This window comes from Streptomyces sp. NPDC002870 (assembly GCF_042888505.1).
Classification (GTDB): Bacteria; Actinomycetota; Actinomycetes; order Streptomycetales; family Streptomycetaceae; genus Streptomyces.
This window is the reverse complement of the sequence record NZ_JBIAPW010000042.1, coordinates 70,510-76,815: the sequence shown is the minus strand read 5'-3', so window position 1 is coordinate 76,815 and position 6,306 is coordinate 70,510. Positions and strand designations below refer to the sequence as shown.

The following is a 6,306-nucleotide window of genomic DNA, read 5'->3' as shown; positions in this document are numbered from 1 at the left end:
GAACGCGCCAAGGCGATACGACGTCCGCCGGACGACCACACACCGATTTTCACGCACACAGGGTGTCGCCGTCAGGCGACCGGATTACTGACCCCTCCCCTCCCTCCCCTCCCGCCTCCCCGCTCAACGCTCACCTTTCCGTGCAAGGAGTCCGCACCCCATGACGTCCACGGTGCCCACCGCTGTCCAGCACACCGACGCACAGCCGCCGATCACCATGTTCGGTCCGGACTTCCCGTACGCGTACGACGACTTCCTCGCCCACCCGGCCGGCCTCGGCCAGATACCGGCGACCGAGCACGGCACCGAGGTCGCGGTGATCGGCGGCGGTCTCTCCGGACTGGTCGCCGCGTACGAGCTGATGAAGATGGGCCTCAAGCCGGTCGTCTACGAGGCGGACCGGATCGGTGGCCGGCTGCGCACCGTCGGCTTCGACGGCTGCGATCCCGAGCTGTCCGCCGAGATGGGCGCCATGCGCTTCCCGCCCTCCTCCACCGCGCTGCAGCACTACATCGACCTGGTGGGCCTGACCACGCAGCCCTTCCCCAACCCCCTTGCGCCCGGCACCCCGTCGACCGTCGTCGACCTCAAGGGCGAGTCGCACTACGCCGAGACCATCGACGATCTGCCGCAGGTCTACCGCGATGTGATGGACGCCTGGAACGCCTGTCTGGAGGAGGGCGCCGACTTCTCCGACATGAACCGCGCCATGCGCGAGCGCGATGTGCCGCGCATCCGCGAGATCTGGGCGAAGCTGGTGGAGAAGCTCGACAACCAGACCTTCTACGGTTTCCTCTGCGAGTCCGAGGCCTTCAAGTCGTTCCGGCACCGCGAGATCTTCGGCCAGGTCGGCTTCGGCACGGGCGGCTGGGACACCGACTTCCCCAACTCCATCCTGGAGATCCTGCGCGTCGTCTACTCCGAGGCCGACGACCACCACCGTGGCATCGTCGAGGGCAGCCAGCAGCTGCCGCTGCGGCTCTGGGAGCGCGAGCCCGAGAAGATCGTGCACTGGGCGCAGGGCACGTCCCTGAGGTCCCTGCACGAGGGGGACCCACGCCCGGCCGTGACCCGGCTGCACCGCACCGCGGGCAACCGCTTCACCGTGACCGACGCCTCCGGCGACATCCGTACGTACCAGGCCGCCATCTTCACCGCGCAGTCCTGGATGCTGCTGTCCAAGATCGCCTGCGACGACTCGCTCTTCCCCATCGACCACTGGACGGCGATGGAGCGGACGCACTACATGGAGTCGTCCAAGCTCTTCGTTCCGGTCGACCGGCCTTTCTGGCTCGACAAGGCCGTCGACGACAGGGGGAATCCGACCGGCCGCGACGTCATGTCGATGACGCTCACCGACCGGATGACCCGCGGTACCTATCTGCTGGACCACGGGCCTGACAAGCCCGCCGTCATCTGCCTCTCGTACACCTGGTGCGACGACAGCCTCAAGTGGCTGCCGCTGTCCGCGAACGAGCGGATGGAGGTCATGCTCAAGTCGCTCGGCGAGATCTACCCGAAGGTCGACATCCGCAGCCACATCATCGGCAACCCGGTGACCGTGTCCTGGGAGAACGAGCCGTACTTCATGGGCGCGTTCAAGGCGAACCTGCCCGGCCACTACCGCTACCAGCGGCGGCTGTTCACCCACTTCATGCAGGACCGGCTGCCCGAGGACAAGCGCGGCATCTTCCTGGCGGGCGACGACATCTCGTGGACGGCGGGCTGGGCCGAGGGCGCCGTGCAGACCGCGCTGAACGCGGTGTGGGGCGTGATGACCCACTTCGGCGGTACGACCGACGCGAGCAACCCGGGCCCGGGCGACCTCTACGACGAGATCGCTCCGGTCGAGCTGCCGGAGGACTGAGTCCGGCACTGAGCTTCCGTCCGGGGCACGGCCGCGATCCGGCCGGCCCCGGACGGTCATCAACGATCGCGCCTCACGGCCAGGGCGTGAGCAGACAGCGCCCGACGAGTCCGACCGCGGTGTCCAGCCGCTCGGTGAACTCCTCGGCCAGGCCAGGGAGTTCCCGTACGCCCCACAGCATCCGCGCCGCCGACCACGCGCCGTCGCGGGCCCGGTCCAGGCTCCACGAGCCGAGCAGATGCGTGAGCGGATCGGCGATCTCCAGCAGATCGGGGCCGGGCATCAGATCCTCGCGGATGCGCTCCTCCAACAGGGTGAGGATGTCGCCCACCCGGTCGAACTCGCCCTCCAGATCGGCCGGTTCGCATCCGAGGGCATGACAGGTGTCCACCACCGCGAGCGCCAGATCGTGCCCGATGTGCGCATTGATGCCGGCGAGGGCGAACTGCAGCGGTCGTACGCCGGGATGGCGCCGGTACTGGAACAGCGGCCGCCAGCAGGCCGGCGGGCGACGGCCCGCCGCCGCGGCGTCCACGGCGGTCAGATATCGCCGGGCGAAAAGTACGTCCAGCGTGACTGCGGCGCGCCGGTCGGGGAACTCGCCGCCGTCGATGCGCTGGTCGATCTCCTCCGTCACGACCAGATAGACGCGGTTGAAGACGGCCACCCCGTCCGTGTCCGGCCAGCTGGAGCGGAAGGAGTGCATCCGCTCCACCACGGTGTCGACCGGGACCTGTTCGGTGTGCGCCATGGAGGCAGGGTCCCAGCCGCCGGCCCCACCACGCGGTGCCGGGCCGGGGCTTCCCCAGAACGGGGGACCCGCGAACGGGTGTCGTGATCGGGCTCGTACGTCGAGGTGCCCGAGTCCAGCAGTCGCCGCGCTCGCGCTCGCCAGGGCGTAGGGGGTGGGGGCACCTCCCATGCCCGAAGGGCTATGGGGGAGGTCTGGGGCAGAGCCCCGGTTACGGGAAGGTCGCCTCTGCCCGGGCTCAGAGCCGCGGCTCCGCAACCGCGTCCGCGGCGCCGGACTTCGCGCTCTCCCGTCCCGCCGACCGCAGCACCCCCGCCCCCAGCACCAGGCCGAACGCGAGCGCCGTCACCAGGCCGAAGGAGACCACCAGGCTCGTCGCGTCGGCGACCGCGCCGATCGCCGACGGGGCGATCAGTCCCGAGGTGTACGTGATGGTCGCGACGCCCGCGATCGCCTGGCTGGGGTTGGGGCCGCTGCGTCCCGCCGCCGCGAAGGCCAGCGGTACGACGACGGCGACACCGAGCCCGATGAAGGCGAAGCCGACCATCGCCACGGCCGGATGCGGCGCCACGACCACCAGCAGCCCGCCCGCGGTGGCCAGCACACCGCCCACCCGTACCGTACGTACCGCTCCGAAGCGGTCCACGATCCGGTCGCCCGCGAACCGCGCCACCGCCATCGTCAGCGCGAAAGCCGTGGTCGACGCCGCCGCGAGACCGGCCGACGTGTCCATCACGTCCCGCAGATACACCGCCGACCAGTCCAGGCTCGCGCCCTCCGCGAACACCGCGCAGAACCCGATCGCCCCGATGACCAGCGCCGACCTGGGCGGCAGCGCGAACCTCGGCGGCGGCGCATCGTCGGGCGTGCTGCACAGGTCCAGTACGCCCTGACACGCGATCAGCCCGAGCGCGGTCAGCGTCGTGGCCGCGAGCGCGTGGTGCAGCCGTGCGTCGCTGCCCAGGTGCGCGGCCAGCGTGCCGCCCGCCGAGCCGATCAGCGCGCCGGCGCTCCACATGCCGTGCAGCCCGGACATGATCGAGCGGTCCATGCGGTTCTCGATCTCGACGCCCAGGGCGTTCATCGCGACGTCCGACATCCCCGCCGAGGCCCCGAACATGAAGAGCGCCGCGCACAGGGTGAGGAGATTCGGGGCGAAGGACGGCAGGATCAGCGAGAGGGTCCACAGGGCGAGCAGCCCGCGCAGGGCGTTTCGCGCGCCGAAGCGGTGGCTGACCGCCCCGGCCAGCGGCATCGCCACGGATGCGCCGAGCGCGGGGAAGGCGAGCGCCAGACCGAGCTGGCCGGCGCTGACGGCCGCATGGTCCTGGATCCAGGGGATACGGGTGGCGAAGCTGCCGGTGACCGCGCCGTGCACACAGAAGACCGCGGCGACGGCGTACCGCGCCCGCTTCAACCGCCCTTGCCCGAGGACCACTTCGTTCACCATGCCGATGCCCCTCCCGCCGATGTCGGGCGTAAACTATCAGGAACCCTGCCTGATAAATAGTGGCGCCATCGATCTGGAAGGATTCCGGCATGCCTGCATCCCCGAGCACCGCCCGGGCCATCAATGACCGACTCGCGCTTCAACTGCTTCAGCAGGAAGGCCCCTTGACGGCAGGGCAGCTGAAGACCATGACCGGGCTCTCCCGTCCCACCGTCGCCGACCTGGTGGAGCGGCTCCAGGGATCCGGCCTGATCCAGATCGTCGGCGAGGCGGGCGCGCTGCGCCGCGGCCCCAATGCCCGGGTGTACGGGATCGTCGCCGACCGTGCGCACCTCGCCGCCCTCGACGTGCGTACCCAGAGCGTCACCGTCGTCGTCGCCGATCTGCTCGGCGTCACCCTCGCCGAGGCCTCGCTTCCCATCGACGGCGACACCGGCACCGAACCCGCGGTGGAGCAGGCGGCCGCGCTGCTGGAGCGTACGGCCCGGGAAGCGGGCGCGGCCCGGCTGCACAGCGTCGGCATCGGCGCGCCAGGCCTGATCGACCCGGTCAGCGGCGAACTGCGCGACACCACCGGCCTGCCCGCCTGGCACCGCAGCCTCGTCGCCGCCCTCCAGGATCGGCTGCCGGCCCGGGTCATCGTCGAGAACGAGACCAATCTGGCGGCCGTCGCGGAAAAGCGCCTCGGCGCGGCCGCCGACCGCGACACATTCGTCTTCCTGTGGCTCGGCCACGGCGTGGGCGCCGCCCTCTTCCTGGACGGCAGGCTCCGCCGGGGCGCCTCGGGCGGCGCCGGAGAGATCGGATTCCTGCCGGTGCCGGGCACGAAGGGCATTCCGTCCGCGGCCGACTGCGAAGGCGGCTTCCACTCGCTCGCCGGATCCGCCGCGATCTGCGCGCTCGCCGCCCGGCACGGCATCGAGGCGGACCGGCCCCAGGAGCCCGCTGCCGCGGCGCTCGTGCGCGAGGCCGTGGCGACAGGGCACGGCGGCTTCCTCGACGACCTCGCCCACCGGCTCTCCCTCGGCGTGGCCGCGGTCGCCGCCGTGCTGGACCCGGGCTGTGTGGTCCTCGGCGGTGAGGTCGGCCACGCGGGCGGCGCGGAGCTGTCCGCCAGGGTCGAGTCCCGGCTGGCCGCGCTGTCCCCGCTGCGTACGGAGGTACGCGCCGGAAAGCTGGGCGGCGCCGCGGTTCTGAGCGGCGCCCTGATCACCGCGCGCGAGGCGGCGCAGGACGAACTCTTCGCCCGCTGAAGGGCGTCGAACGCCGACCGCGGAAGGCTGAACGCCGGGCCGGTCAGCCCAGCCGCCGCGCCAGGAACTCCTCAAAGGTGACCTTCCCGACGGCCCGTTCCGGCGTCAGCTGCGCACCGCTGCGGTAGCCCGCGTACGCCTTCCCGGCCAGCCGCATCGGCACGATCGGGCGGCGCCGCCCGGTGGCGTGCAGGTACGCGCGTGCGAGATCCGCCAGCGGGCGGATCTGGGGGCCGCCCATGTCGTCCACCCGTCCCGCGGGCGCGCCGACGGCCAACTCGGCCAGCCGGTCGGCGACTTCACCCGTGTCGATCGGCTGCACGCTCACCCCCGAGGGCAGTGGCAGCACCGGCAGTCGTGCCTCGGCCGCCAGCAGGCGCAGCACCAGATCGTGGAACTGGGTCGTCCGCAGCACCGTCCAGCCCTGACCCGACGCCCCGGCCTCCTCGATCATGCGCTCGACCTTGTGCTTCACGCCGTAGTAGGCGAGCGGCAGCCGGTCCACGCCGACGATGGAGATATAGACCAGATGGGGCACAGAGGCCCTGCGCGCGGCCGCGAGCAGATGTGCGGCCGCCCGGTCGTCACCGCCGCGCGGAGAGGACGCGCAGTGGACGATCGCATCGACGCCCTCGACCGCCGCGTCCAGCCCAGAGCCGACCCGCAGGTCGACGGTGTACGGCTGGGCATGGCGGCTGAGCACCCGCACCTCGTGTCCGCGCTCGCGCAGCCGGTCGCTCACCAGTCGGCCCAGCGTTCCCGTACCGCCCGTCACCAGGATCGAGGTCATGGCACCAGCGTGCCAGAGACGTGCGAAGCCCGACGGCGGCAAGGGCCGGTCTCCGCCGCCGGGCGGTCCACACCCCACGCTCGGCGGAGGTGCCGCAGACACTAAAAGGACTAGACCAAAGCGTCAAGAGGTCTGATCGAGAAAGCCCGCAGGCGCTTGTGGCCCGTGTGGTGAGTGAGGCTGGGAGCGGAGCCT

General features: G+C 71.4%; 5 protein-coding genes. 2 read left to right on the top strand and 3 right to left on the bottom strand.

The window, feature by feature from the left end; all coding sequences use genetic code 11:
- Positions 1-160 precede the first annotated feature (160 nt).
- Complete coding sequence (locus tag ACFYWY_RS33900) at positions 161-1,867, top strand: flavin monoamine oxidase family protein (RefSeq protein ID WP_389193932.1); 1,707 nt, start codon at positions 161-163, stop codon at positions 1,865-1,867.
- 73 nt (positions 1,868-1,940) lie between these two features.
- Here the strand turns inward: ACFYWY_RS33900 and ACFYWY_RS33895 are convergent, their stop codons facing one another.
- Together ACFYWY_RS33895 and ACFYWY_RS33890 are read right to left on the bottom strand one after the other, a co-directional pair.
- Positions 1,941-2,618, bottom strand: coding sequence for a DUF5995 family protein (locus tag ACFYWY_RS33895; protein WP_389193929.1), 678 nt, complete (start codon positions 2,616-2,618; stop codon positions 1,941-1,943).
- A 238-nt stretch (positions 2,619-2,856) separates the two neighbouring features.
- Positions 2,857-4,068, bottom strand: a complete 1,212-nt coding sequence (locus tag ACFYWY_RS33890) for an MFS transporter (RefSeq protein WP_389193926.1) — start codon at positions 4,066-4,068, stop codon at positions 2,857-2,859.
- Positions 4,069-4,157: 89 nt separating this feature from the next.
- On the opposite strand from ACFYWY_RS33890, the gene ACFYWY_RS33885 reads away from it, so the two are divergent.
- Positions 4,158-5,321 (top strand): ROK family transcriptional regulator, encoded by a 1,164-nt coding sequence (locus tag ACFYWY_RS33885; RefSeq protein ID WP_389193923.1) that lies wholly within the window; start codon positions 4,158-4,160, stop codon positions 5,319-5,321.
- 43 nt (positions 5,322-5,364) lie between these two features.
- Here the strand turns inward: ACFYWY_RS33885 and ACFYWY_RS33880 are convergent, their stop codons facing one another.
- On the bottom strand, positions 5,365-6,111 hold the full coding sequence (locus tag ACFYWY_RS33880) for an SDR family oxidoreductase (RefSeq protein WP_389193920.1): 747 nt from the start codon (positions 6,109-6,111) through the stop codon (positions 5,365-5,367).
- Between the last annotated feature and the right edge of the window lie 195 nt (positions 6,112-6,306).